The organism is Brooklawnia sp. (genome assembly GCF_049651565.1).
Classification (GTDB): Bacteria; Actinomycetota; Actinomycetes; order Propionibacteriales; family Propionibacteriaceae; genus Brooklawnia.
Genome location: NZ_JBASCI010000081.1, coordinates 1 through 3,832 on the forward strand (window position 1 = coordinate 1; position 3,832 = coordinate 3,832).

Below are 3,832 nucleotides of genomic sequence, written 5' to 3' on the forward strand. Positions count from 1 at the left end.
ACGCCCTGCTCGGCGTCCGGTTCGACTGACCCCGGGGCTAGCGGGCCGGCTGGCTGACCGGGTGGCCGGCCGCGTCCGCCCTCGCCGGTGCGGCACCCTGGCCCGGGTCCTCCTCCGGCAACGACGGATTCGGGGCCTGGCTGTGCTGCAGCGGGTCGGGACCGGGACGCCTGATTCCGGCGACCCGGTAGACCTCGGCCTCGTCCAGGGTCTCGTTGGCCAGTAGGGCCTCAGCGATTGCTTCCAGCCGTTCCCGGTTGTCCGACAGCAGTTGGACGGCCTTGTCGTGGCACTCGCTGATGATCGCGCGGACCTCCGCGTCCACCACCGACAGGGTTGAATCGGAGATGCCGAGCTGACGCGGGTCCATGTCGTCGAAGACCACGGTGACCGGGCCGACCTTCGGCGACATGCCCCACTTGCCCACCATCTGGCGGGCGATCGCGGTGGCCTGCCGCAGGTCGGACTCGGCGCCGGTGGTGATCACCCCGTACACCACCGCCTCGGCGGCCATGCCGCCCAGGGCGCCGACGATCCGTCCTCGCAGGTACTCCTCGTCGTAGCCGTAACGGTCGGTGTCGGGAGTGGACAGGGTGACCCCGAGCGCCTGGCCGCGCGGGATGATCGACACCTTCCGCACCGGGTCGGCGCCCTTCTGCAGCATCCCGAGCAGCGCGTGGCCACCCTCGTGGTAGGCGGTTCGCCGCTTCTCGTCATCGGGGATGACCACGCTGCGTTCCACGCCCAACTGAATCTGCTCCAGCGCGTTGGTGAAGTCGGTCTGGTAGACCACCGAGTCGTTGCGGCGAGCCGCCCGTAGCGCTGCCTCGTTGGCCAGGTTGGCCAGGTCTGCGCCGGTCGCCCCGGGCGTCACCTGGGCCAGCGCCCTGAGGTTCACATCCTGCGCCAGCGGGATGTCGCGAGTGTGCACACCCAGGATCTTCTCCCGACCCAGCTGGTCGGGCGGGCTGACCGTGATGACCCGGTCGAAGCGGCCGGGACGCGTCAGCGCCGGATCGAGCACGTCGGACCGGTTGGTGGCGGCCATCACCACCACACCCTCGGTACCGTCGAAGCCGTCCATCTCGGTGAGGATCTGGTTGAGCGTCTGCTCCCGCTCGTCGTTACTGCCGGACGCCCGGCTGGAGCCGCGGGCCCGCCCGATCGCATCGATCTCGTCGATGAAGATGATCGCCGGTGCCACCTTCTTCGCCTCGTCGAACAACTGCCGGACGCGCTGCGCGCCGACACCGACGATCATCTCGATGAACTCGCTTGCCGAGGCAGAGAAGAACGGCACCTCGGCCTCGCCGGCGGTGGCCCGGGCGAGCAGCGTCTTACCGGTGCCGGGCGCACCTTCCAACAGGATGCCGCGCGGTGCCCGCGCCCCGACCCGGCGGTACTTGTCGGGGTTGCGCAGGAAGTCGACGATCTCATCGACCTGTGCCTTCACCTCGTCGATACCGGCCACGTCGGAGAAGTTGACCCGCACCCGGGTCTTCTCGATCGGCTTCACCTCACGCTGCATGCCGAACGCGCCCAGCCCGCCCGCACCCTTGGCGATCCGGCGGAACGACCAGAACATCAGGCCGATCAACAGACCCCAAAGCACCAGTGACGAAATCAGATTCGCGATCGGGCCGCGCTGGTCGACCACCGGGGTGGCCCGCACCACCGCGCCGTTCTGCTGCAGCTCGGCGAGCAGGTCGTCCTGGGCGAAGGTGGGCCGTTCGGTGGTGAACTTGGTGTACGTCCCCGCCTCGGCCTCCTCGGTGCCGTCGTCGGGCAGCTGGGCCTCGGTTCGCAGCTCACCCTGGATGGTGTCGCCGGTGGCGTAGATCTCCTTGACGTTGCCGACCAGCACCTGGGTGGTGAACTCGGTGTAGGGGATGGTGGGTGGTGCGTTCTGGGCGTCCTGCCAGCTGAGCAGGCCCCACAGGCCCACCAGCAGCAGGCCGGCCACGATCCAGAACCGCCAGACGTTCCGGTTCCGCTTTGGCTGGTTGTCGCCGTCGTCGTTGCCCTTGCCCTTGGGCAGGCCCTCGGTGCGCCAGGGCTTCGGCGCATCCAGTGGGGGAGGCCCCGACGGCGCGTCGGAATGAGCCGGACGGCGGGACTCGTCGCTCGGCTGTCGGCCGGGCGGAGGCTGGTCTGCCTTCCGCTTCGGCTGGGGTTCTGACATCGACACCTCCAAAGTGGTCGGGTCAATCGTAGTCGGACGCCCGCAACGCGGGTTCCGACGAGCTGCCTGGCGGCTTGGCACGGCCGGTCCTGCGGTGCCGGTACCCGCTGCACGTCTGAGCAGCCGCCCCCGGCGAAGCGTGCACGGATGCCAACCAGCCGTCGACACTTGCCGGGTTCCTACCCGCCGCCGAGCGGGCCGGTGATTGACTTGGCATCATGAAGAAGCTGATCAACGACCCGGGCTCAGTTCTCGCTGATGCGCTGCGCGGTGTTGAACTCGCGCACCCCGACACCCTGCGTGTCGATCACGAAAATCGTCTCGTTATCAGGGCAGACGCGCCGCGTGCCGGCAAGGTCGGGCTGGTCTCCGGCGGCGGCTCGGGCCACGAGCCGATGCACAGCGGTTTCGTCGGTCGCGGCATGCTGGATGCTGCCGCCTGCGGTGAGGTCTTCACCTCGCCCACACCCGATCAGGTGCTGGCCGCCACCATCGCGGTCAACGGTGACGCCGGCGTCCTGCACATCGTGAAGAACTACACCGGCGACGTGATGAACTTCGAGATGGCCGCCGAACTGGCCGGCGCGGAGGGCATCCAGGTGGCCTCGGTACTGACCGCCGACGACGTCGCCGTCCAGGACTCGCTGTACACCGCCGGACGCCGCGGCGTCGGAGTAACCGTGCTGGTCGAGAAGATCGTCGGGGCCGCTGCCGAAGAGGGCTACGACCTTGCCAGGTGTGCCGAGCTCGGGCAGCGGGTTGCCGACAACGGACGGTCGATGGGCCTGGCCCTTACCTCGTGCACCGTGCCGGCCGCCGGCCGTCCCACCTTCGATCTGGCCGACGACGAGATCGAGTTGGGCATCGGCATCCACGGCGAGCCCGGACGTGAACGTCAGCAGTTGGCACCGGTGAAAGAACTGGCCCGCCGGCTGGTGGAGCCGATCCTGTCCGACCTCGACTTCACCGGCGCCCCGGTGATCGTGCTGTGCAACGGCATGGGGGGCACCCCGCTGATCGAGCTGTACGGGTTGTTCGGCGAGGTCTGCGAACTGCTCACGGGCGCCGACGTCGAAGTGGCTCGCAGCCTGGTGGGTGACTACATCACCTCGCTCGAGATGGCCGGCGCTTCGATTACCCTGCTTCGGGCCGATGACGAGATGCTGCGGCTGTGGGACGCTCCGGTCTCGACTCCCGGGATGACCTGGTGACCTTGATGGAGCTGTCGCCCCGGACGGTGTCGGCATGGATGCGAGCCTTCGCTGATGCCGTGGTCGCGAACGAGCAATTGCTGACCGACCTGGACCGCCAGATCGGCGACGCCGACCACGGCGGCAACATGGTGCGCGGGATGAAGGCGGTGGCCGATCTCGACCCTGCCGACTTCGGCAGTGCTCGCGACTACCTCAAGAAGGCGGCGATGACGCTGATCGGGAAGGTGGGCGGCGCGGCTGGCCCGTTGTACGGCACTCTGCTGCTGCGATTGTCGGCGGCGCTGCCAGACGACGGGCCGATCGACCAGGCCGCCTGGTCGATCGCGCTGCACGCCGGCGTCGACGGCGTCCGGGACCGTGGCAAGGCGACCGCTGGCGACAAGACGATGCTCGACGCCCTGCTGCCGGCGGTGGCGGCCTTCGACGCCAACCCGGA

At 68.9% G+C, this 3,832-nt stretch carries 3 protein-coding genes; 2 read left to right on the forward strand and 1 reads right to left on the reverse strand.

Translation table 11 applies throughout. The annotated features are described in order from the left end of the window. Positions 1-37: 37 nt before the first annotated feature. On the reverse strand, positions 38-2,182 hold the full coding sequence (ftsH, locus tag WBL05_RS03850) for an ATP-dependent zinc metalloprotease FtsH (RefSeq protein WP_424223858.1): 2,145 nt from the start codon (positions 2,180-2,182) through the stop codon (positions 38-40). 218 nt (positions 2,183-2,400) lie between these two features. Between ftsH and dhaK the strand changes: the two genes are divergently transcribed. Both dhaK and dhaL read left to right on the forward strand, forming a co-directional pair. Beyond that, positions 2,401-3,393: a dihydroxyacetone kinase subunit DhaK gene (gene dhaK, locus WBL05_RS03855; RefSeq protein ID WP_424223860.1), complete on the forward strand. Its 993-nt coding sequence runs from the start codon at positions 2,401-2,403 to the stop codon at positions 3,391-3,393. Between the two features lie 5 nt (positions 3,394-3,398). Then, positions 3,399-3,832 (forward strand): dihydroxyacetone kinase subunit DhaL (gene dhaL / locus WBL05_RS03860; protein WP_424223861.1); only part of this gene is annotated, 434 nt, incomplete at its 3' end.